This is a genomic window from Streptomyces sp. GL_140, from assembly GCF_057834465.1.
In genome coordinates, this window is record NZ_CM174404.1 from 5097334 (window position 1) to 5120329 (window position 22996).

At 72.2% G+C, this 22996-nt stretch carries 18 protein-coding genes; 7 read left to right on the plus strand and 11 right to left on the minus strand.

From position 1 onward, the window contains the following. Positions 1–51: 51 nt before the first annotated feature. From AC3IYJ_RS23805 to AC3IYJ_RS23815, 3 genes are all read right to left on the minus strand, one after another. On the minus strand, positions 52–747 hold the full coding sequence (locus tag AC3IYJ_RS23805; protein WP_489396772.1) for an ester cyclase: 696 nt from the start codon (positions 745–747) through the stop codon (positions 52–54). A gap of 75 nt (positions 748–822) precedes the next feature. Beyond that, positions 823–1596 (minus strand): SDR family NAD(P)-dependent oxidoreductase, encoded by a 774-nt coding sequence (locus AC3IYJ_RS23810; RefSeq protein WP_489396773.1) that lies wholly within the window; start codon positions 1594–1596, stop codon positions 823–825. Between the two features lie 9 nt (positions 1597–1605). Continuing rightward, on the minus strand, positions 1606–2301 hold the full coding sequence (locus tag AC3IYJ_RS23815) for an MOSC domain-containing protein (RefSeq protein ID WP_489396774.1): 696 nt from the start codon (positions 2299–2301) through the stop codon (positions 1606–1608). Between the two features lie 79 nt (positions 2302–2380). On the opposite strand from AC3IYJ_RS23815, the gene AC3IYJ_RS23820 reads away from it, so the two are divergent. After that, on the plus strand, positions 2381–3280 hold the full coding sequence (locus AC3IYJ_RS23820; protein WP_489396775.1) for a LysR family transcriptional regulator: 900 nt from the start codon (positions 2381–2383) through the stop codon (positions 3278–3280). 246 nt (positions 3281–3526) lie between these two features. On the opposite strand, the gene AC3IYJ_RS23825 is transcribed toward AC3IYJ_RS23820, so the two are convergent. Beyond that, the gene (locus tag AC3IYJ_RS23825; protein WP_489396776.1) at positions 3527–3865 is read right to left on the minus strand and encodes a WhiB family transcriptional regulator; all 339 of its coding nucleotides are present in this window, start codon (positions 3863–3865) and stop codon (positions 3527–3529) included. 379 nt (positions 3866–4244) lie between these two features. On the opposite strand from AC3IYJ_RS23825, the gene AC3IYJ_RS23830 reads away from it, so the two are divergent. The 4 genes from AC3IYJ_RS23830 to AC3IYJ_RS23845 all read left to right on the plus strand — a co-directional run bounded on the left by AC3IYJ_RS23830 (position 4245) and on the right by AC3IYJ_RS23845 (position 8778). Continuing rightward, positions 4245–4856, plus strand: a complete 612-nt coding sequence (locus AC3IYJ_RS23830) for a response regulator transcription factor (protein WP_003948568.1) — start codon at positions 4245–4247, stop codon at positions 4854–4856. A 331-nt stretch (positions 4857–5187) separates the two neighbouring features. Beyond that, positions 5188–5817, plus strand: a complete 630-nt coding sequence (locus AC3IYJ_RS23835) for a sigma-70 family RNA polymerase sigma factor (protein WP_489396777.1) — start codon at positions 5188–5190, stop codon at positions 5815–5817. A 172-nt stretch (positions 5818–5989) separates the two neighbouring features. After that, the gene (gene guaB / locus AC3IYJ_RS23840) at positions 5990–7495 is read left to right on the plus strand and encodes an IMP dehydrogenase (protein ID WP_489396778.1); all 1506 of its coding nucleotides are present in this window, start codon (positions 5990–5992) and stop codon (positions 7493–7495) included. Positions 7496–7653: 158 nt separating this feature from the next. Further along, a complete protein-coding gene (locus AC3IYJ_RS23845; protein ID WP_254382458.1) occupies positions 7654–8778 on the plus strand; it encodes a GuaB3 family IMP dehydrogenase-related protein in 1125 nt (374 codons plus the stop codon). A 70-nt stretch (positions 8779–8848) separates the two neighbouring features. On the opposite strand, the gene AC3IYJ_RS23850 is transcribed toward AC3IYJ_RS23845, so the two are convergent. From AC3IYJ_RS23850 to AC3IYJ_RS23880, 7 genes are all read right to left on the minus strand, one after another. Then, complete coding sequence (locus tag AC3IYJ_RS23850) at positions 8849–10522, minus strand: M16 family metallopeptidase (RefSeq protein ID WP_489396779.1); 1674 nt, start codon at positions 10520–10522, stop codon at positions 8849–8851. Between the two features lie 8 nt (positions 10523–10530). Next, positions 10531–11493: a hypothetical protein gene (locus AC3IYJ_RS23855; RefSeq protein ID WP_489396780.1), complete on the minus strand. Its 963-nt coding sequence runs from the start codon at positions 11491–11493 to the stop codon at positions 10531–10533. Between the two features lie 137 nt (positions 11494–11630). Then, positions 11631–13322, minus strand: a complete 1692-nt coding sequence (locus AC3IYJ_RS23860; protein ID WP_489396781.1) for a M16 family metallopeptidase — start codon at positions 13320–13322, stop codon at positions 11631–11633. Beyond that, positions 13319–15100 carry a M16 family metallopeptidase gene (locus tag AC3IYJ_RS23865; RefSeq protein WP_489396782.1) on the minus strand — a complete coding sequence of 594 codons (1782 nt, stop codon included), beginning with the start codon at positions 15098–15100 and terminating at the stop codon, positions 13319–13321. Before AC3IYJ_RS23865 ends, AC3IYJ_RS23860 begins: the two co-directional genes overlap by 4 nt. A gap of 19 nt (positions 15101–15119) precedes the next feature. Then, positions 15120–16088, minus strand: a complete 969-nt coding sequence (locus tag AC3IYJ_RS23870) for a hypothetical protein (RefSeq protein ID WP_489396783.1) — start codon at positions 16086–16088, stop codon at positions 15120–15122. 173 nt (positions 16089–16261) lie between these two features. Beyond that, positions 16262–16810 (minus strand): hypothetical protein, encoded by a 549-nt coding sequence (locus AC3IYJ_RS23875; protein ID WP_489396784.1) that lies wholly within the window; start codon positions 16808–16810, stop codon positions 16262–16264. Between the two features lie 152 nt (positions 16811–16962). Beyond that, positions 16963–18192: a nucleotide sugar dehydrogenase gene (locus AC3IYJ_RS23880; protein ID WP_489396785.1), complete on the minus strand. Its 1230-nt coding sequence runs from the start codon at positions 18190–18192 to the stop codon at positions 16963–16965. Positions 18193–18595: 403 nt separating this feature from the next. On the opposite strand from AC3IYJ_RS23880, the gene AC3IYJ_RS23885 reads away from it, so the two are divergent. Together AC3IYJ_RS23885 and AC3IYJ_RS23890 are read left to right on the plus strand one after the other, a co-directional pair. Next, the gene (locus AC3IYJ_RS23885; protein WP_489396786.1) at positions 18596–20308 is read left to right on the plus strand and encodes a glycerol-3-phosphate dehydrogenase/oxidase; all 1713 of its coding nucleotides are present in this window, start codon (positions 18596–18598) and stop codon (positions 20306–20308) included. Positions 20309–20514: 206 nt separating this feature from the next. After that, on the plus strand, positions 20515–22992 hold the full coding sequence (locus AC3IYJ_RS23890; RefSeq protein WP_489396787.1) for a serine/threonine-protein kinase: 2478 nt from the start codon (positions 20515–20517) through the stop codon (positions 22990–22992). The last annotated feature ends 4 nt before the right edge of the window (positions 22993–22996 follow it).

The window sequence follows — 22996 nt, forward strand, 5'->3', positions numbered from 1 at the left end:
CCTTCGGCGGCCGGGGCTTTTCCCGTTCCCCGGTGTGCGACCGGCGGGGTGCTACTTCATCATCCCCATCTGGCGCATCAGGCCCGGGGCGTCGTAGTACCACCAGTCCTCGGCGATCTGGCCGTTCTCGATGCGGCAGGTCGTACAGCCCGACATGCTGAACTCCTTGCCGGTCGGCGCGACCCCCATGAACTCGCCCTTGTGGACGCCCTTCCAGTCCCACAGCGTGGTGACGCAGTCGCCCTCGGCGATCTGGCGGGTCATGTCGAAGGTCATGTCGAAGGCGCTCCGCCACATGCCGACGGTCTGGCGCAGGCCGTCCCGGCCGTTGCCGGTGTCCCCGCTCTGCATGATGTCGTGGGTGACGTAGTCGGCCGCGACGCACTCGTCGATGACGTCGAAGTTCCCCTTCATCGCGATCTCCTCGAAGAACCGGTTCGCGACGAGCTTGTTGAGGTACTCGTCGCGGACGACTTCGAGGTTCATGAATTTGGGCATGCCCTCGCACAGGGCCACCATCTCCTGGAACATCCTGTCCGTCTCCGGCAGGTGAGAGTTCCTCATGGCCTCTTCGTACGAGGGGAACTCGACGAGGTCGACGTAGTGGGTCTTGGAGTCGCGGTCCCTGCCGATCATCGTGTGGGTGACCGTGCGCCGACCGCTCGCCTGCTCGGCCCAGCGGTCGATCAGGGCGTTCATCTCGTCGAACCGCGTGGTCTCGTAATCGATTACTTGTACGAATGTCATCGCGTCGCCTCCCGCGCTGGATGGGACACATCCAGTTTAGGGAGAATCCGCCTATATGCCGCGTTTACCGGCAGATCACTGGGGCCCGTACTTGCGTCCCGTGCGCGAGGAGACCCCGCCGAGCAGCCCGCGCGGGGTCAGCTTCACGACGCTCATCAGCGCCTTGTACCGGGGGTCCGGGATCGACACGGTCCTGCCCCGCGCCAGGTCGGCCAGAGCCGAGGCCACCAGCTTGTCGGCGTCGAGCCACATCCAGCCGGGGATGTTGTCCGTGCCCATGCCGGCGCGCTCGTGGAACTCGGTCCGCACGAAGCCGGGGCACAGCGCCATCAGCCGTACGCCCGAACCGGTCAGGTCCTTCGCCGCGCCCTGCGTGAACTGCACGACCCAGGCCTTGCTCGCCCCATAGGTTCCGCGCGGCAGGAAGGCGGCCACCGAGGCCACGTTGATCACGCCGCCGCGTCCGCGCGAGCGCATCGGCTCCGTCGCCGCCGAGGTCAGCCGCAGCACGGCCTCGACGTGGACCTTCAGCATGGTCAGCTCGTCGGCCATGGACACTTCCAGGTAGCGGCCCTTGTTGCCGAAGCCCGCGTTGTTGACCAGCAGGTCGACCGGGTGCTTGCGGTCGCCGAGGCGTTTCTCGACGGCTCCGATGCCCTCCTCCGTGGAGAGGTCGGCTGCCAGCACCTCGGCCTCGATGCCGTGCCGGTCGTGCAGTTCGGTGGCCTGCTCCCCGAGCCGCTTCGTGTCCCGGGCCACCAGGACGAGGTTGTGCCCCTGGGCGGCGAGCCGCCGGGCGAAGGCGGCGCCGATGCCCGCCGTGGATCCCGTAATCAACGCAGTCGTCATACGCGCAACCTAGCCGCCCGCGGGGGCGCTTCCGGTCCGCAGCCCCTGCTTGCGCACGTACTCCAGGGCCTTGTCCCGCGTCGACGGGTCCAGTGCGTCGCCCGCCGCCAGGAGGCGCGGCAGCAGCGCCCGCTCGGTGGTGAGCGCGCGGAACCAGAACTCCACCGTCACCTCGTGGTCCGGGCGGTGCAGCACCTCGACGGCGTCGCCGGGGGAGACCGAACCCTCCTCGATCACCCGCAGGTACGCGCCCGGCCGGGCCTCCTGCGTGAACCGCTTGACCCAGGCCCGCTCGCCGAGCGCCCCCTGGAAGGTCCGGCACGGAATGCGGGCCGAGGCCACCTCCAGGACCAGGTCGGGGCCGACCCGCCAGCGCTCGCCGAGCAGCGCGCCGTTCACGTCCACGCCGGAGGTGGTGAAGTTCTCGGCGAAGATCCCGCCGGGCAGCTCGCGGTCCAGCTCGCGCCCCCACCAGTCCAGGTCCTCGCGGGCGTACGCGTACACCGCCTGGTGGTCGCCGCCGTGATGGCGCAGGTTGCAGACGTCGTCGCCCTCCACCCCGCTCGCCCCGATGCCCTTGGGGCCCGGCGCGAAAACGCGGACGGGGCCGGGGGCGGGGAGCTTTCCGTGGCCGGTCAGCCCGTCCTCCCCGTCGGTGTATTCGACGGCCGTCGCGCGACCGAGGTTCACGGAGATGAGATGCATGGACTCACGCTAGCCGAATGGACTCAAAGCGTCACGGGGTAATTCGCTCCGTCATCAAAGCAGCCCTTATGCTCGAAGGGTGATCGAGGCACGTCATCTCCGAGTTCTGCGCGCTGTCGCCGGAACCGGGTCCTTCTCCGCCGCCGCCCGCGAGCTCGGCTGCACCCAGCCGGCCGTCTCCCAGCAGATGAAGGCGCTGGAACAGTCCGCCGGCACCCCGCTGCTGATCCGCACCGGGCGCGAAATGCGCCTCACCCAGGCGGGTGAGGCGCTGGTCCGGCACGCCGCCGGCATCCTCGCCGGGCTGACCGCGGCCGAGGAGGAGGTCGCGGCCATCGCCGGCCTGCGCGCGGGCCGGGTCCGGCTCGTCTCCTTCCCGAGCGGCAGCTCCACCCTGGTGCCGACCGCACTGGCGGCGATGCGCGCCGCGCACCCCGGCACCCGGATCTCCCTGGTGGAGGCCGAGCCGCCGCGCTCGGTCGAGATGCTGCGCGAGGGCGACTGCGATCTCGCGCTGGCCTTCCGCTACGGCGGGGCCGCGGGATCGACGGCCGAGTGGGAGGACCTCGTGGTCCGGCCGCTGCTGACCGACCGGCTCGTCGGGCTGGTCCCGGACGGGCACCGGCTGGCGGGCGCCGGCCGGGTGGGCATGGCGGAGCTGGCCGACGAGCCCTGGATCGCGGGCTGTCCGCGCTGCCGCCGCCATCTGGTGGACGTGTGCGAGGGCGTCGGATTCACCCCGCGCATCGATTTCGCCACCGACGACTACCCGGCCGTGGTCGGCCTGGTCGGGGCCGGGCTCGGGGTCGCGGTGCTGCCGGAGCTCGCGGTGGAGTCCGTACGGGCCAAGGGCGTGAGCACCCTCGTCGTGGAACCCGCCGTGGAGCGGGAGGTCGTGGCGCTGACCCTGCCGGACCTGGCCCGGGTACCGGCGGTGGCCGCGACCCTGGCCGAGCTGGAGCGGGCCGCGCGGCGCTGAGGGCCGGCGTCCGCAGGGGAGGCCCGTACCTCCGTACGGGACTTCGTGCGGGGGTGGGCGGGGGCGGGTGGTGTCGGGGGTCGGATTCGGTGTCGGGGCCGGTGGTGTGCGGCCCCGGATCGGGCCGCCACGCGAAGGACCGTACGGCGGTACGGCCGGTCGGGTGGCGACCCGGGCCGGAGGCGGTACGCCCAGGCGTGCCGCGGAGGTGGAAGGAACGTTCCTTCGGGGTTTCTCGGGACCTGATCAGCTCGGAGCGATCGGTCCGATCGCGGTCGGGATCGCAGTTGTCGCGGGGATCAGGCGATGGCGTGCGCGGCCCATCAGCTCTTCGCGTTCGTCCTCGGTCAAGCCGCCCCACACCCCGTAGGGCTCGCGGACGGCTAGTGCGTGCGCGGCGCATTCCGAACGCACCGGGCATCGCATGCAGACCTCTTTAGCCGAGGCCTCGCGCGCGCTCCTGGCCGCACCCCGCTCGCCTTCCGGGTGGAAGAAGAGGGAGCTGTCGACCCCGCGGCAGGCAGCCAGCAGCTGCCAGTCCCAGAGGTCGGCGTTCGGTCCGGGGAGGCGGGAGAAATCTGCCATTGGTAGTCCTCTTGGTGCCGGTACTGAGGCGGATACGGTCCATGTCTCCACACCTACTGTCGTAGTAGATGTAAATATGACTCATTGGGAATCTAGCCTCAGACATGCGCCAAACGGAAGGAAAGCCGCCAAATAGGGCATACCGTCATCTGGAGGACACGCGGAGAGTGGCGTCCGCCTTGTGTTCGCTTCCTCACGTAGAGTGCCGAAGGTGTCCGTCCGACCCGTAACTCTTTCGAGTGACCATCGTTGAGAGTGCGAAGGCGGTTGAACCAAGAAGTTCTCGGACAGGTGTCCGGGAGCATCGACCGCACAGGTGACGATACGTACCAGCCTGGAGGCTCAAGGTGACGCGCATCAGCAGCTGCGGAGGGCGGTCATGACATCCGTCCTCGTCTGCGACGACTCCCCGCTTGCCCGAGAGGCGCTCCGTCGCGCGGTTGCCACCGTGCCCGGCGTCGAGCGTGTGACGACGGCTGCCAACGGCGAGGAAGTCCTCCGCCGCTGGGGTGCCGACCGTTCCGATCTGATTCTGATGGATGTTCGGATGCCCGGACTCGGCGGTGTGGAGACGGTTCGCCGGCTGCTCTCGGCCGACCCCGGTGCCCGCATCATCATGCTGACGGTCGCCGAAGACCTGGACGGGGTGGCCCTCGCGGTCGCCGCCGGCGCCCGGGGCTACCTGCACAAGGACGCCTCGCGCGCCGAACTGCGGGCCACGGTCACCCAGGCCCTCGCCGACCCGACCTGGAGGCTGGCCCCGCGCCGGCTCCGCTCGGCCGAGATGGGCGCCGCGCCCACGCTCACCGCGCGCGAGATCCAGGTACTGGAAGGCATGAGCCACGGCCGGTCCAACGCGGAGATCGGGCGCGAGCTCTTCCTCTCCGAGGACACGGTCAAGACGCACGCCCGCCGGCTGTTCAAGAAGCTGGGCGCCTCGGACCGGGCGCACGCCGTGGCCCTCGGATTCCGCTGGGGTCTGGTCCGCTGACCGCACGACCGCCGGCCCTCACCGGCCGGCGGCGCCGCGGCCGGGACGACCGGCCCGCCAGGGCCGGACGAGTCCCGCCGTCCGTCCCGTCGAACCCTGGTGCGAACCCGGGATTGGCGGGGCACAATCCGGGGGACGTGTCGCTTCGTGCGCGATGCCGCATGCTTGAGGGTGTGGCGCATCCTTGGAGATGTCGCCTCGGGGACGATTCGGCCGAGCGGGAGGGGAGGGCCAGGGCATGAGTTCCGGTACACCCACCCCGCATAACGCTTCGATGCACAACACGGGCCGCAGTGCCACGAATACTCCGGCGCCAAGGCACCATGGATTGATGCGCGACGACGAGGCCCAGGGGTCCCCCGCGGCCACCGGCTCCTCCGGGGCCGCCAGGGGTGGCGGTGACGGCACCGTCACCGCGCTCGTACGCCGTGCGGTCGAGGGCGACGAGCAGGCCACGCACGACCTCCTGGCCTTCGTGCACCCCCTGGCCATCCGCTACTGCCGTACCCGGCTCTCGCGACTTCCCGGTGACGCTCGTCACTTCGTGGAGGACCTGGCGCAGGAAGTCTGCGTCGCCGTCCTGATGGCCCTGCCGCGCTACCGGGACACCGGGCGCCCCTTCGAGGCCTTCGTCTTCGCCATCGCCGCGCACAAGGTCGCCGATCTGCAGCGGGCCGCCATGCGCCACCCCGGCAGCACGGCCGTGCCCTCCGACGAGATGCCGGAGCGCCCCGACGACTCGCTCGGTCCGGAGGAGCGCGCCCTGCTGAGCAGCGACGCGGCCTGGGCGAAGAAGCTGCTGGCCAACCTTCCGGAGAACCAGCGCGAGCTCCTCGTGCTGCGCGTCGCCGTCGGGCTGACCGCCGAGGAGACCGGGCAGATGCTCGGGATGTCCCCCGGGGCGGTGCGAGTGGCCCAGCACCGGGCGCTCAGCCGGCTCCGCGCGCTCGCCGAGCAGTAAGTCGGCCGTTGGCCCGATCGGCGTAACGATCAGGGCCTTGCCGCCGGTTCGTCCGGATCTCTCCTCGTAGGAAACAACGAACCTTGGGCTTGGCCTTGGTCGTGGAATGAGACGCGTCGGGATCCCGTTAGCATGGACATCCGCGCCGAGCAAGACCATATGGGAAGGTGTCATGACTGTGAACGCCGACGGAGTGCCCGACAAATTCGCCACACTCGGCCTCACGTATGACGACGTGCTGCTGCTGCCTGGCTCCTCGGACATGTCGCCGGACGCGATCGACACCTCCTCCCTGATCTCCCGCAACGTCCGAGTGAACGTCCCGCTGCTCTCCGCCGCCATGGACAAGGTCACCGAGGCCCGGATGGCCATCGCGATGGCCCGCCAGGGCGGCGTCGGCGTTCTGCACCGCAACCTCTCCATCGTCGACCAGGCCAACCAGGTCGACCTGGTCAAGCGCTCCGAGTCCGGCATGGTCACGGACCCGATCACGGTGCACCCGGACGCGACGCTGCGCGAGGCCGACGAGCTCTGCGCGAAGTTCCGCATCTCCGGCGTCCCGGTCACCGACCCGGCCGGCAAGCTGCTCGGCATCGTCACCAACCGCGACATGGCCTTCGAGTCGGACCGCAGCCGCCAGGTGCGCGAGGTCATGACCCCGATGCCGCTGGTCACGGGCAAGGTCGGCATCACCGGCGTCGACGCCATGGAGCTGCTGCGCCGCCACAAGATCGAGAAGCTGCCGCTCGTCGACGACTCCGGCATCCTCAAGGGCCTCATCACGGTCAAGGACTTCGTCAAGGCCGAGAAGTACCCGAACGCCGCCAAGGACAAGGACGGCCGGCTGCTCGTCGGCGCGGCCGTCGGCGTCGCGGGCGACGCGTACGAGCGCGCCCAGGCCCTGATCGAGGCGGGCGCCGACTTCATCGTCGTCGACACCGCCCACGGCCACTCCCGCCTCGTCGGCGACATGGTCTCCAAGATCAAGTCGAACTCGACGGTCGACGTCATCGGCGGCAACATCGCCACCCGCGACGGTGCCCAGGCGCTCATCGACGCCGGCTGCGACGGCATCAAGGTCGGCGTCGGCCCCGGCTCGATCTGCACCACCCGCGTCGTCGCCGGCATCGGCGTCCCGCAGGTCACCGCGATCTACGAGGCCTCGCTGGCGGCCAAGGCGGCCGGCGTCCCGGTCATCGGCGACGGTGGCCTGCAGTACTCCGGCGACATCGCGAAGGCCCTGGTCGCGGGCGCCGACACGGTGATGCTCGGCTCGCTGCTCGCGGGCTGCGAGGAGTCCCCGGGCGAGCTGCTCTTCATCAACGGCAAGCAGTTCAAGTCGTACCGCGGCATGGGCTCGCTCGGCGCGATGCAGTCCCGCGGCGACCGCAAGTCCTTCTCCAAGGACCGCTACTTCCAGGAGGGCGTGGGCGGCGACGACAAGCTCATCCCCGAGGGCATCGAGGGCCAGGTCCCCTACCGCGGCCCGCTCTCCGCGGTCGTGCACCAGCTCGTCGGCGGCCTGCGCCAGTCGATGTTCTACGTCGGCGGCCGCACGGTTCCCGAGCTCCAGGACCGCGGCCGCTTCGTCCGCATCACGTCGGCGGGTCTCAAGGAGAGCCACCCGCACGACATCCAGATGACGGTGGAAGCACCGAACTACAGCCGCAAGGGCTGATCCGGACAGCGCATAAGGGGCGGGCCCGCACGGGCCCGCCCCTTCGCCGTGCCCGGCCCCTCGAAGCGTCGGGGTCGTCCGTACAGCGGTCACCGGAACGCGAGCGCCCGGGGTTCGGGGATACTGGACGGGCAGACCCAGAGGAAAGGCCACCACACGTGACTGAGATCGAGATCGGGCGCGGCAAGCGCGGCCGCCGGGCGTACGCGTTCGATGACATCGCCATCGTCCCCAGCCGCCGGACCCGGGACCCGAAGGAGGTCTCGATCGCCTGGCAGATCGACGCCTACCGCTTCGAGCTCCCGTTCCTGGCCGCTCCCATGGACTCGGTCGTCTCCCCGCAGACCGCCATCCGCATCGGCGAGCTCGGCGGCCTCGGCGTGCTGAACCTCGAAGGTCTGTGGACCCGGTACGAGGACCCGCAGCCGCTGCTCGACGAGATCGCGGAGCTCGACGAGGCCTCCGCGACCCGTCGTCTCCAGGAGATCTACTCGGCCCCGATCCAGGCGGACCTGATCCGGCAGCGCATCAAGGAGGTGCGCGACTCCGGTGTCGTCACCGCCGCCGCGCTCTCCCCGCAGCGCACGGCCGAGTTCTCCAAGGCCGTCGTCGACGCGGGCGTGGACATCTTCGTGATCCGCGGCACCACGGTGTCGGCGGAGCACGTCTCCGGCGCCGCCGAGCCGCTGAACCTCAAGCAGTTCATCTACGAGCTCGACGTCCCGGTCATCGTGGGCGGCTGCGCCACCTACACCGCGGCCCTGCACCTGATGCGCACCGGCGCGGCCGGCGTCCTGGTCGGCTTCGGCGGCGGCGCCGCGCACACCACGCGCAACGTGCTCGGCATCCAGGTCCCGATGGCCACCGCCGTCGCCGACGTGGCCGCGGCCCGCCGCGACTACATGGACGAGTCCGGCGGCCGCTACGTGCACGTCATCGCCGACGGCGGCGTCGGCTGGTCCGGCGACATCCCCAAGGCCGTCGCCTGCGGCGCCGACGCCGTGATGATGGGCTCCCCGCTGGCCCGTGCCACGGACGCGCCCGGCAAGGGCAACCACTGGGGCATGGAGGCCGTCCACGAGGACGTGCCGCGCGGCAAGAAGGTCGACCTCGGCACGGTCGGCACCACCGAGGAGATCCTCACCGGCCCGTCGCACTCCCCGGACGGCTCGATGAACATCTTCGGCGCGCTGCGCCGCTCGATGGCCACCACCGGCTACAGCGAGCTCAAGGAGTTCCAGCGGGTCGAGGTCACGATCGCGGACTCGCAGCACAGCCGCTGACCGTTCCCACGCACGCACGCCGGAGGGCCGGCACCCCACGAGGGGTGCCGGCCCTCCGGCGTGTCGGGGGTCAGCCCTGGCGCTTGAAGGCGCGCATGTTGAGCAGGGTGCGCACCGTCGGGACGGTGCAGAGGACCGCCAGTGCGCCGAAGCCGCCGACCAGGGTCCAGTCGGCCCCGGCGGGGCCGTTGGCCTGGAGCTCCCCCTGGAGGGCCGCGAGGGTGATCAGGACGGTGAGCAGGGAGAGCATCCCCCAGAGCCCGATGTAGGGGGCGAGGGCCGAGAGCTCGACCCGGTTGGACGGCCGCGGGATCTGCCCGGGGGCGCGGGCCGGCAGCCGCACCACGGCCGCGGCGGGCACCTTGGCGTCGAGCGGGGACAGATCGGCCTCGGTGATCTTGAACAGGGTGGGCTCGACGGTGAAGGTGAAGCCGTCGCCGCCGACGAGGCAGCGCCCGCCGTCCGCGTAGACCTGCATCAGGACGCAGTCCTCGTAGTGGATCGTGAGCCGCCGGTCGGTGGTGACCAGGCTGATGCCCTCCTCGGAGACCACCAGTGCGACGAGTTCGTCGGTGCGCAACGGGAAGCGGCGGCCGTCCACGAGGTCGGTGGAATCGTGCGGTGCGAGCGCGAGTCCCGCCCACTCCAGGGACCCGCCGGGCGCCTGCACCAGGGCGTCGGCCCACACCTCGACGGCGACCTGGCGCAGGTCCTCCACGGTGACGGCCTCGATCTCGGCCCTGGTCTCGCGCGCCGTCAGGTTCGGGTGGCCCAGGAGGAGGTTGCGGGCGCGGTCGGGCAGCAGCGCCGCCTCCACGTCCGGGATGTCGAACCGGGTGAGCGCGGTGGCCCGTACGGCGTCCAGGTCGGCCTGGGCGATCCGGCCGACCCGCAGGGTGGCGAGGACGTCGACGAGGGCGCCGACCGCCGCGTCCTGCTTCTCGGGCAGTGCGTCGGCGAAGGCGGTGAGCGTCGCGAACTCGCCGTCACGCACCGAGTAGTCGGCCGTCGCCGTGTAGGAGTAGCCGCCCTTCTGCCGCAGGGAGCGGAACAGCTCCTTGCCGAGGACGTCGGCGAAGAGCGAGGCCGCGGTGGAGCGGCGCACTACGGCGGTCAGGACCACCGCGCCGTCCTTCCCCGGGAAGTGGGCGGGGGTCTGCGGCAGCACCGAGGTGGCGGCAGGGGCCGGGCGGGCGGTGCCCGAGGGGAGGGTGAGGTCGAGTCCCTCCGGGACCGTGTCGCTGGTGATCCACAGGACGGCGTTCTCGCGGGTGAACCACTCGGCGGCCCAATCGCGCACGGCCTCCTCGGTCAGGCCGGTCAGGCCCGCCTCCTCGTAGCCCGTCAGTCCGTACGACCGGGCGCCGTAGCGCCACAGGGCCGCGGAGTGGGCCGGGCCGCTGCTCTTGCCGGCGGCCTCGGTGCGCAGGATCTCCTTCTCGGTCTCCAGCCGTCCCATGGGGAGGTCGCGCAGGGCGGCGCAGACGCCGCTCAGGTACTCCGTGATGTCCGCGGGCGTGCCGGTGACGTGGAAGTGGGTGTGGGTGGGGGCGGTGGCGCCGTTGTAGTGCAGGTCGCCCAGGCCGTGCCGGTGCAGGGCGAGATGTTCGACGAGATGGGTGATACCGCTGGTGGCCAGGGTCTCGTCGGCACGTCCCACCCGGAAGAACAGGCCGGCGGTGACCGGGCCGGGGCGGGGGGCGAGGACGGTGCGTACGCCGTCCACGGAGGTCTCGGTGATCATGGTGCTCCTCAGCCCTTCGGCAGGGCGAGCTTGCGGTGGCGGGAGAATTCGGCGACCGGGTCGCTGTCGACGTACTCCCACGGGAAGGCGCTCAGCCGGTTGCCGAGGGCGCGGAAGTGCGGGACCGCGTCCTGCGGGCGGCCCGCCAAGGAGTGCAGGGCGGCGAAGACGCCGTGGCACTCGATGGCGTGGAGCCGCCCGGAGTCGAAGTCCGGGTGCAGGACGGACGCGGCCGCGGCCCGCGTCAGCGCGGCGTGCTGCGCGGTGTCCTCGACGTAGTCCTCGGCCTCGTCGTGCTCCGTGTGGATGAGTTCGTGCCACCGCTCCAGCTGGACGACGGCGCCGAGGACGGCGGCGGGGGAGCCGGGCGGGGCCTGCGCCGCGCACGCGTCCGCGAATTCCTGGGCGGCCTCCCAGCTGCCGCCCCACTTGGGGCAGAGCCGCTGGAGCAGCTGCAGCTGCCCGCGGAAGTGGCCGGGGTGGTGTTCGGTGAGCCGGTCGTAGCGGCGGCGGGTTTCGGCGGCGCCGAGTTCGAGGCCGCGTGCGGTGTTCAGCCGGAGGTACCAGGCGAGGGCGTACTCGGGGTGCCGGGCGCAGACCTCGATGAGCAGGCCCTCGGCGAGCCGCAGCTGGGACTGGAACTCCCGCATCCGGCCGGCCGTCACGAACTGGGCGCGCTCGCCGGTCCGGACCTGCCAGCCCATGGCCAGGAGCCGGTGGGCGTACAGGGTCGCGGCCAGCGGATCGTGCGGCAGCCGCTCGGCGGTCAGCCCCAGGAACTCCTCGCTCCCGGGCGTCTCGGCGACGACCTGGGAGGCGAGGGCCCGGTCGTCCTCGTCGGGGACGGCCTCGAAGGCGGTGACGAGGTAGTCCCAGTCCCCGGCGAGGGTTGCCGCGCGCAGCGGCGCGAGGGCCGGGACGGCGAGGGTGGGGTCGAGGAGGGGCCGATCGGGCGGCCGGGTGGCGGGCACGGGCGGATCATATGATCGTTTTGCTTCGTTGCGACAGGGAATTTGATCTCCGTTCGGCGACGTATCGGATTACGTCGTACCTGCTCAGAGCCATATTCGGGGCGAAGTGGGTGGAATTGCTCAGTGATGTCAGTCGGTCAGTTCTTGCCCTTCAGGCGGCGGTTGAGGCAGATGGTCCAGGGGACCAGGGAGACGCCCGCGACGATCAGCCACTTGAAGAGGAACCAGGCGTTGTCCGGGGCGATCTTCGAGTGCTCGTCGCCCATGGCGATGCCGAGGAGGAGCACCGACGCGCCGGTGACGATCCCGGGGACGCCGAGCACCCACAGCAGGACGGTGAACCACGTGTCGGGTCGGGGGGAGAGCTCCGGGGCGGGGGTCCGCACGGCGGTGGGGCGCGGGGTGCGGGGCGGCATCGCGAGGACCGCGGAGGGTGCTACGGCCTCGTCGAGCGGGGCCAGATCGGCCCGGGTGATCCCGAAGCGCGAGGGCTCGACGGTGAGCGTGAATCCGTCGTGGCCGACCAGGTGGCGGCCCCCGTCCGGGTAGACCTGCATCAGGGAGCACTCGGCGTAGCGGACGGTGATCCGGCTCCGTGCCGTGACCAGGGTGACCCCTTCGCGGGCCACGGTGAGGGTCGCGCCGGGCTCCGCCACGGCCGGGTACGCCCGCCCGGAGAGGACCTCTTCGGAGTCGGTGGGCGCGGCCGCGAGCCCCGCACCGTCCAGGCTTCCGCGGGGCGCCCGCACCAGGGCGCCGGCCCACAGGGCGCGCGCGGCCTCGCGCAGGGCGTCGCCGGTGACCGCCTCGATCTCGGCCCGCTCCTCGGCGAGGGTGCGGTGGCGGCGGCGCAGCAACAGGTCCGCCGCCAGGGCCGGGAGCCGGGAGCGGACCAGCCCGGGGGCTTCGAGGCGCGCGAGCGCGCGGGCCCGTACGGCCTCCAGGTCGGCCGGGTCCACCGGGCTGTCCCGCAGGCGGGCCAGTAGGTCCACGAAGGCGCCGGCCGTCGCGTCCCGGTGCTGCGGGAGCGCGCCCGCGTGGGCGACGACCGTCGCGCTGTCGGCGTCGCGCGGGCGGTACTCCACCGTCGTGGCGTACGCGTAGCCGCCCGTGTGGCGCAGTTCCTGCGGCAACCGCCTGCCGAGGACCTCCGTGAGCAGGCGCGCGGCGGTGGAGCGCGGCAGTACGGAGGTCAGCACCACGGAGCCGTCCTCGCCCGGGAAATGGGCGGGCAGGGCGGGCAGGGCCGAGGTGGCCCCGGGCGCGGGGTGGAGGTCGCCGGCGGGGAGGGCGAGGTCGAGGCCCTCGGGGACGGAGCCGGCGGTGATCCACAGGACGGCGTTGCCCGCGGTGAAGCGGGTACGGGCCCAGTCGCGCACCTGCTCGGCGGTGAGGTGCGCGAGCCCGGCCTCGGCGTAGCCGGTGAGGCCGTGGCCGCGGGAGCCGTAGCGCCACTGGGCGGAGCGTGCCCCGTGGTCGGGGGCGCGCTCCGCCGCCTCGGTGCGCAGGATCTCCCGGGCGACCTCGAGCCGCTCCGTCGGGAGGTCGCGCAGGGAGGCGCAGACGGCGTTGAGGTGGGCCACCACCTCGGCGGGGGTGCCGGTGATCCGGAAGTGGGTGAACGTGGCGGCGGGCGCAGAGGTGTCCTCGTCCGGCGGGTCCCCCGGGCCGGACCGGTGCAGCGCGAGGCGCTCCACGAGGCGGGTGATGCCGCTGGTGGCGAGGGTCTCGTCGGCGCGGCCGACGCGGAAGAGCAGCCCCGCGGTGACGGGGCCGGGCTGGTGGGCGAGGAGCGCGCGGACGCCGTCCACGGTGGTTTCGGTGATCACGATGCTCCTCGGGCCGTCGCGGGGGAGGGACCGCCGCGGCGGCGCAGTTGGGTGACGAAGCCGGCGGCGCAGGCCACGGTCATCAGAGCGGTGACCTTGACCGCACGCCAGTCCTGGTCGCCGGGGGGAATCGACCGGTCGGTCGCGCGGAAGGCCAGCAGCCACGTGACGACGGCCATCGCGACGGAGAGGGCGCCCAGTCCCCAGATCGCGGCGGTGACCAGCCCGGAGCGCGGGTCGCGCCAGGATCCGGCGAGGTTCGGCTTGGTCGGCCGCGGGATCAGGGAGGGGTCGCGGGGCCCCATCGCGACCACCGCCGACGGGGGCACGGAGGCATCCACCACGGCCAGGTCGGACCGGCCGATCCTGTAGAGGGTGGGTTCGAGGGCGAACGAGATCCCGTCCTTGCCGACCAGGTGCCGGGCTCCGTCCGGGAAGGTCCGCAGCAGCACGCAGTCGGCGTACCGGACGGTGGCCCGGCCGTGCGGCGTGACCGCGCTGATGCCTTCGGTGCCCACGATCAGGTACGCCGCTTCGTTCGCCAGCGCCGGATGGTGGCGCCCGTCGACGAGGTCCGCCGACTGCCGGGGCGCGGCGGTCAGCCCCGCCCAGTCGACACCCCGGTCGGGCACCTGCATCAGGGCGTCCGCCCAGACGGCGCGTGCCACCTCCCGCAGGTCCGCGGTGGTGACCGCTTCGATCTCCGCCCGGGCCTGGGCGGTGGTGAGGTGGTCGCGGCGCAGCAGCAGGTCCACGGCGCGACCGGGCAGCCAGGCCGCGGCGAGGTCGGGGACCTCGAACCGGGCCAGCGCGGAGGCCCGTACGGCGTCCAGGTCGGACTGCTCGACGCGGCCGGCGCGGAGCTTCGCGAAGACGTCCACGAAGGCGCCGACCAGCGCGTCCTGCTTCTCGGGCAGCGAGTCCGCGTACGCGAGGACGACTCCGTGGTCCGCGTCGCGCATGGCGTAGTCGGCGGCCGCGGTGTAGGAGTACCCGCCCTTCTGGCGCAGTTCGCGGAAGAGCTCCTTGCTCAGCACCCCGGCGAACAGGGTCGCTTCGGTGGAGCGGGGCACTACGGCGGACAGGCAGACGCCGCCGCCGTCCTCGCCGTGGAAGTAGGCGGGCGTCCTGGGCAGGGCGGAGGTGGCCGCGGGCGCGGGGCGCCATTCGCCGGAGGGGAGGTCGAGGTCGAGGCCGAGCTCTTCGAGGTCGGTGTCGCCGGCGATCCACAGGACGGCGTTCTCCCTGGTGAACCAGGTCCGCGCCCAGTCGCGCACCTCGTGCTCGGTGATCTTGTAGAGGCCGAACTCACGGTAGGCGACGAGCCCGTAGGAGTCCGCTCCGTAGCGCCACAGGGCCGAATCCTGGCCCACTCCGCGGCCGCGGCCGGCGGCCTCGGTGCGCAGGATCTCTTTCTCGGTCTCCAGCCGTTCCATGGGCAGGTCGCGCAGGGCGGCGCAGACGCCGCCCAGGTACTCGACCACGTCCGCCGGGGAGCCGGTGACGTGGAAGTGGGTGTGAGCGGTGGCGGTGGCGCCGTTGTAGTGCAGGTCGCCCAGGCCGTGGTGGTGCAGGGCGAGGTGTTCGACGAGGTGGGTGATGCCGCTGGTGGCCAGGGTCTCGTCGGCGCTGCCGACCCGGAAGAGCAGCCCGGCGGCCAGCGGGCCGGGGCGGGGGGCGAGGACGGTGCGGATGCCGTTCACCGTGGTGGTGACGATGCCGTCCGTGTCCGCGGCGGTGGCGGACCCGGGGTCGGGGTGGCGCGCTTCGGTGGTCATCTTGGTGTCCTCGGCCCTTTCAGCCCTTTGCCAGGGCGGACTCGCGGTGGCGGGCGAATTCGGCGGTGTGGTCCCCGGTGCCGAGGTAGCCCCACGGGAACTCGCTCGCGCGGTCGCCGAGGAATCGGAAGTGCGGGGCGGCGTCGGCCGTCCGGGCGGCCGCGCTGTGGGCGGCCGCGAAGGCGTTGTGGGCGTCGGTGTGGACGAACGCGTCGGGGCGGGCGTCGGGGTGGAGCACGGAGTGTCCGGCGGCCGCCGTCAGGCGCGCCCGGTTCTCGGGGGCCTTCAGGTACCTCTCCGCGCCCCGCAGGTCCCCCTTGCGGTGCGATTCCAGGTACTGCTCCAGCTGTGCGACGGCCACCAGGGCGCCGTTCGGGCTGCCGGGGGCCGCGGCCCTGGAGCATTCCTCGGCGAAACCGTGCGCGGCTTCCCAGGTTCCGCCCCATTTGGGGCAGAGCTGCTGGAGGAGCTGCTGCTGGCCCGCGTAGTGGTGCGGGTGGTGCTCGGCGAGCCGCTCGTAACGGCGCCGGGTCTCGCCGATGCCCAGTTCGAGGCCGCGGGAGGTGGTCGTGCGCAGGTACCAGGCGAGGGCGTACCGGGGGTGCTCGGCGCAGACGTCGATGAGGAGCGTCTCGGCGCGCCGCAGGTAGCCGTGGAACTGCTGGACCTTCCCCGACGGGAGGTGCTGGGCGAAGGCGGCGGTACGGATGCCCCAGCCGATCCGGATCAGCCGCTCGGCGAGCAGGCTCCGCACGAGCGGATCCCCGGGGTCCTCGGCCATCGCCCGGTTGAGGAACGCCTCGGCGTTCTGCTGGTCGCCGACGGCGCGGGCGGCGACGGCGCGGTCGTCCTCGTCGGTGAGAGCGTCGAAGGCCGCGGCGACGGCGTCCCAGTCCTGGCGGTGGACGTGGGTGCGCAGGGCGGTGAGGGCGGGGATGCGGTCGGCGGGTTCGGACACGGGCCGGCCGGGCGGGGGGTGAGCGGACACGCGCGGATCATATGACCGGCCGCTCTGTGGGCGACAGGGTTTTGATCCGGGCTTTCGATCATGGGAGTGGCTGCTCGGCGGGGGTGCGGCGTGCGGAATTGCCGTGCGGCCCGGCGGCAGGCCGGCCCGGTGTTCCGGGCTCGGCTGCCGGGGTGGGGGAGCGAGGGGCTGCCTCAGTCGCCGATCTTCTTGGCGGTGCTGAATCCGGCGAAGGCGCCGAGGGCGAGGAACAGGAAGTTCATGATGTCGGCGTCCTCCTTCCAGATGTCGACCAGGCCGGAGACGCCGACCGTGCTCAGCACGTCGCCGACACCGGCGCCGGAAGTACCGGCCAGCACGAGCGCGTAGAAGAACAGCTCGCCGATGAAGACGGAGACGACCGAGAGGATCGCGCCGACGACCGGAAGGACCGGGTTGCGGCCGCCGAGCTTGCCCGCGGCGAAGCCGACGACGGCGCCGACGCCGACCGCCGCGTAGCCGATCTCGCGCTCGATGGCGTTCATGATGCCGCCGTACGCCGCGGCTGCGGCCAGGGCGGCGACGAGTGCGGCGACGATGCCGAGGGCCACGTTGCCCGTGCGGGCCGGGGCGGGGGCCGGGGCCAGGAAGTCGGCGCCGCTCTGGGCCGGGAAGCCGGCCGGGGCCGGGGGCGCCGGGACGGCGTCGGGCGCGGGCGAAGGCGTCGCGGATTCGGGCGCGGGCGGCTGGATCTGCTGGCTCATGGAGAAATCCCCCCCAGGGATTTTCGGGCGCACGGGAAAGCCGCATGTCTGTGCATGGGACGTATGCGCGAGATAAGTCGCCGCAGGCTAGCAGTCGGCTACGACATCCCAGGAGGGGATTTCGGCCTCCGCGGGCCGTCAGCGGTGGTGGGTCACAGCCGGTGCGCGGCGCCCACCGGGCTGGCTCCGCGGGTGTCCAGCAGCAACTGGGCCTTCACCGCCAGTCCTTGGAGGTCGTACGTGCGGTGGTGCTGGAGCAGGATCGTCAGATCGGCGTTGGCCGCGGCCTCGTACAACGATTCCGCACGGGGAACCGGCTGGTCCCTGACGCGCCATCCGCCGATGTACGGATCGTGGTAGCTGATCAGCGCCCCGAGGTCGAGGAGGCGGCTGGCGATCTCGCGGGCCGGGGAGCCCTCCTGGTCGGCGAGGTCAGGCTTGTAGGTGACGCCCAGAAGGAGGACGCGGGCCCCGCGGGCGGACTTGCCGTGCTCGTTGAGCAGGGTGGCGCTGCGCTGGATGACGTACTGCGGCATCCGGTTGTTGATCTCCTGCGCCAGGCCGACCATGCGCAGCGGGTGGCCCGGGGTGCGGGTGGTGTGGGGGAGGTAGTTGGGGTCGAGGGGGACGCCGTGGCCGCCGACCCCGGGGCCGGGACGGAAGGCCTGGAACCCGTACGGCTTGGTCTCGGCGCACCGGATGACGTCCCACAGGTCCACGCCGAGGTCGTGGCACAGGACCGCCATCTCGTTCATGAGGGCGATGTTGACGTGCCGGTAGTTGGTTTCGAGGAGCTGTACGGTCTCGGCCTCGCGCAGGCCGCGGGCGCGGACCACCTTGTCGGTGAGGCGGGCGTAGAAGGCGTGTGCCGACTCGGTGCAGGCGGGGGTGAGGCCGCCGATGACCTTGGGGGTGTTGGAGATGCCGTGCGTGCGGTTGCCGGGGTCGAGGCGGCTGGGGGAGTAGGCCAGATGGAAGTCCCGGCCCGCGCGCAGCCGGGAGCCCGATTCGAGGATCGGGCGCAGGTACTCCTCGGTGACGCCCGGGTGGGCGGCCGATTCGAGGATCACGGTGGTGTGGGGGCGCAGCCGGGCGGCGAGCGTACGGCCCGCCTCGCCGACCGCGGTGAGGTCGAGTGCACGGTCCGCGCCGAGCTGGGTGGGGGCGCAGATGACGGCGGTGCGGACCCGACCGAGCTCTACGGGGTTGGTGGTGACCCGGAAGCCGGCCGCCGACATGCGGCGGATCTCGGCGGCTGTGAGGGTGGAGTCCGTCGCCGGACCGCTGTCGTAGCCGACCGTCTCGATCCCGGCGGCCACGGCTGCCTGGGCGAGCGGGAGACCGAGATGGCCGAGTCCGATGACGGCGAGATCTGCGGGCATGGGGGTGCCGTCCCTTCCCTTCCCTGACATGCATGAGGGGGCGGAGCGCGCAAGTCCTATGGAGGAGGAGAGCTGGCGCAATGTCAGACTAGGCGTATATATGACAGATATGTCGGATTCAGGGGGTGTTGGTCGCCGTCGTGTTATCCACAGGCGGTGGCTGATGTGGGTGGCGGCGGCCAGAATCATGAACGGGCGATGTGAGCGGGATCACCCACAGCGGGTGGGATGACCCCTATCGGGCGGGCAGGGCGGCCCGCGTAACGGGAGGCAGGCGGCTGTGAGCACGACAGGGACAGGGACAGGGACCGGCGCGGGTACTGGGGCAGGCGCTGGCGCAGGGGCAGGCAGGGGAGTGGGTTCGGGCGCGGGTTCGAGTTCGAGTTCGGGGTTCGGAGGGGGAATGGGGAGCCGGGCGGGGGCGCTCGGGCCGGCGCAGCGCGCCGAGGCGCTCGCCGCGATGGCCGAGCGGGAGCTGGACGTGCTGGTGGTCGGCGCGGGCGTGGTGGGGGCCGGGACCGCCCTCGACGCCGTGACCCGCGGTCTGGCGACCGGGCTGGTGGAGGCGCGGGACTGGGCCTCGGGCACGTCCAGCCGCTCCAGCAAGCTCATCCATGGCGGACTCAGATATCTGGAGATGCTGGACTTCGGCCTCGTGCGGGAGGCGCTGAAGGAGCGCGGCCTGCTGCTGGGACGCCTGGCCCCGCACCTGGTGAAGCCGGTGCCGTTCCTCTACCCGTTGCAGCACAAGGGGTGGGAGCGGTTCTACGCAGGCTCGGGGGTCGCCCTGTACGACGCCATGTCGCTCTCCAGCGGCCACGGGCGCGGCCTGCCGACGCACCGCCACCTCTCGCGCAAGCGCGCCCTGCGGATCGCTCCGGCGCTGCGCAAGGACGCGCTGGTGGGCGCCCTGCAGTACTACGACGCCCAGATGGACGACGCGCGGTACGTCGCGACGCTGGTGCGGACGGCCGCCGCGTACGGGGCGCAGTGCGCCAACCGGGCGAGGGTCGTCGGCTTCCTGCGCGAGGGCGAGCGGGTCGTCGGCGCCCGGGTGCAGGACGTGGAGGGCGGCGGGGAGTACGAGATCCGCGCGAAGCAGATCGTCAATGCGACGGGGGTGTGGACGGACGACACCCAGGCGCTGATCGGGGAGCGCGGACAGTTCCACGTACGGGCGTCGAAGGGCATCCACCTGGTCGTCCCGAAGGACCGGATCCACTCCTCGACGGGACTGATCCTGCGGACGGAGAAGTCCGTACTGTTCGTCATCCCGTGGGGCCGGCACTGGATCGTGGGCACCACGGACACCGACTGGGACCTGGACAAGGCGCACCCGGCGGCGTCGAGCGCCGACATCGACTACCTGCTGGAGCACGTGAACTCGGTGCTTGCGGTGCCACTCACCCGGGACGACGTACAGGGGGTCTACGCCGGCCTGCGGCCGCTGCTGGCCGGGGAGTCGGACGCGACGAGCAAGCTCTCGCGCGAGCACACGGTGGCGCACCCGGTACCGGGGCTGGTGGTGGTCGCGGGCGGCAAGTACACGACCTACCGGGTGATGGCCAAGGACGCGGTGGACGAGGCCGTGCACGGCCTGGACCAGCGGGTCGCGCCGTGCGTGACCGAGGACGTGCCGCTGGTCGGGGCGGAGGGGTACCGGGCGCTGTGGAACGGGCGGGCGCGGATCGCGGCTCGGACCGGGCTCCACGTGGTGCGGGTGGAACACCTGTTGAACCGGTACGGCTCGCTGACGGAGGAACTGCTGTCGCTGATCGCGGCGGACGCGTCGCTGGGCGAGCCGTTGACGGGCGCCGACGACTACCTCCGTGCCGAAGTGGTCTACGCGGCCTCGCACGAGGGTGCACGGCACCTCGACGACGTGCTGACGCGGCGGACGCGGATCTCGATCGAGACCTTCGACCGGGGGACGAGATCGGCGCGGGAGTGCGCGGAGTTGATGGCTCCGGTGCTGGGTTGGGACAAGCAGCAGATCGAGAAGGAAGTGGAACACTACGAAAAGCGGGTACAGGCGGAGCGGGAATCGCAGCGCCAGCCCGATGACCAGACGGCGGACGCCGCGAGGCTGGGGGCGCCGGACATCGTCCCGTTGTAACTCCGCAATGTGGAGGGGGGAACCACGGACCCGGGGGTCCCGTCCGTGGCGGAGTAAGGGACAATGTGGGTTCTGCCGGGGCGGGTTACCGGGGACCCCGGCCACTGCCGGGAAAACCGGAGCAGGCGGCACGATCGCAGAGGGGACGCATGTCGAAGCCGGAGCACACCGAGTCGCCGGAGCCGTCTGTCGGGACGGGATCGCCGGTGTCTCCGGCAGCCGATCACGCGGACGCGAAGCCCGCGGGCCCGAAGCCCCCTGCCGCCAAGCGTGGCGGCGCGGGCCGGGCCGCGGCCAAGGCCGCTCCGGCGGCCGGGGAGACGGAACCGAAGGACGCGGAGCCGAAGGACGCGGAGCCGGCCGACCGGGCGGAGCCGGGCGGGGCGGCGGAGCCGCGGGACGCCAAGCCCGCTCTGGTGGAGCCGCGGGACGCGAAGCCCGCTGCGGCGAAGCCGGAGTTGCGCAAGGCTCCGGTGGCGAAGACGGCCGTGGCCGAGCCCGAGGACGCGAAGCCTTCGGGTGCCGTGGGTGCTTCGGGTGCCGCCGCCAAGGCGGCGGAACCGCAGGACGCGAAGCCCGCCGTGGGTGGGGCTGCCGTTCCGGCGGCACGGTCCGGCGCCGCGAAGCCGGCTGCGAAGACTGCCGAGAAGGCCGCCGAGAAGGCCGAGCCGGAGGACGCGAAGCCCGCGGGTGGGGCTGTGGCTCCGGTGGCGAAGCCTGCCGCGGTGAGCAAGGCCGACGAGGTGGCCGCGGCCGTCAAGGCGGCCGTGGTCAAGGCCGGGCAGGGCCCCCAGGACGAGGGACGGCTGCTGGCGGGCCGCTACCGGCTCGGTGACGTCCTCGGCAAGGGCGGCATGGGCACCGTGTGGCGCGCCGAGGACGAGACCCTCGGCCGTACCGTGGCCGTCAAGGAACTCCGCTTCGGCACCGGCGTGGACGAGGACGAGAAGCGCCGCCTCATCACCCGCACCCTGCGCGAGGCCAAGGCCATCGCGCGGATCCGCAGCGGCGGAGCGGTCACCGTCTACGACGTCGTCGACGAGGACGGCCGCCCCTGGATCGTCATGGAGCTCATCGAGGGCCCCTCCCTCGCCGAGTTCATCCGGGAGAACGGTCCCCTCACCCCCCGGCGAGCCGCCGAAGTCGGCCTCGCCGTCCTCGACGTGCTGCGCGCCGCGCACCGCCAGGGCATCCTGCACCGGGACGTGAAGCCCTCCAACGTGCTCCTCGCCGACCACGGCAACGGCCGCGTCATCCTCACCGACTTCGGCATCGCCCAGGTCGAGGGCGACCCGTCCGTCACCTCCACCGGCATGCTCGTCGGCGCGCCCTCCTACATCTCACCCGAGCGGGCCCGTGGCCAGCGCCCGGGTCCGCCGGCGGACATGTGGTCGCTCGGCGGGCTGCTGTACGCCTCGGTCGAGGGGACGCCCCCGTACGACAAGGGCTCGGCCCTCGCCACGCTCACCGCGGTCATGACCGAGCCGGTCGACCCGCCCAAGAACGCCGGTCCGCTGACCGAGGTCATCTACGGACTCCTCGTCAAGGACCCCGCCCACCGGCTCGACGACGACCGCGCGCGGGCGATGCTGACCGCCGTGATCGAAGCGCCGGAGGAGCCGGCCCCCGTAGCGGCGCCGAGCGCCGAGGAAACCCGGCAGATATCCCTCGCCGAGGCCAAGGAGGCCGCGGACAAGGCGAATGCCGAGAAGGCGGCGAAGGCCGCCGAGAAGGCCGAGAAGAAGGAGCGCGAGCGCCGGGACCGGGAACAGCGCGAGCGCGCCCGCGCGGCGCTGAAGTCGGCCCGCAAGGCCGCCGCGGTCGTCACCGCCACGGCCACGACCGGCGTCGAGCCCGCGGCCGCGCGCCCCGCGCCCGTCCCGGCGCCGCTCACCGACGTCATGCCGCGCCGCACCATCGTGCTCGCGATAGCCGGCCTGGTCGTCGTGCTCGCGGTCATAGCCTCGCTCATCGCGTACGCCTTCAACGGTGACGAGAAGGGCGGCGCGAAGAACGAGGGCAAGGGCGGCAATCCGTCCACCGCGTCCAGCCCGGCGGCCGGATCCTCCCCGGCGCCCACCCCCTCACCGAAGTCCGGGCAGCCGGGCACCGGGGCCAACGGCGGTTCAGGTTCGCCGAGCCCCGGCACGGGTACCGGTACGGGCACCGGCACGACCAGCAGTGGTCAGGGACAGGGTGCTACTCCCGGGGGCTCCGGGGGCGGACTCCCGGCCGGGTACTCCATGGTGACGGAGCCGGGGCTGCACTTCGCGATGGCGATGCCCCAGGGCTTCAAGCAGACCGACACGATAGGCGACAACGACGGCGTGATATACAGCCGCGACGGCGGTTTCCCGCGGATCCAGGTCGACTTCAACGCCAAGCCGGGTCAGGACGCGCGCGCCGCATGGCTGGAGCTGGCTCCGGCCGTGGCCGGCAGCAGCACGAACTACAAGCAGCTGCGGATCGACGTGGTGGACTACCGGGGCTACCCGACCGTCGCTGACTGGGAGTTCGAGCGGGACCAGAAGGGCACCAGGGTCCGCGTGCTCGACCGCGGGTTCAGGATGGACGCGAAGCACGGCTACGCGATCATGATCAGCTGCGCGGCCGACCAGTGGGACGCCGCGGAGTGCTCGCAGATGCGCAAGACGGCGTTCGAGACGTTCCAGCCGCTGAGCTGACGCG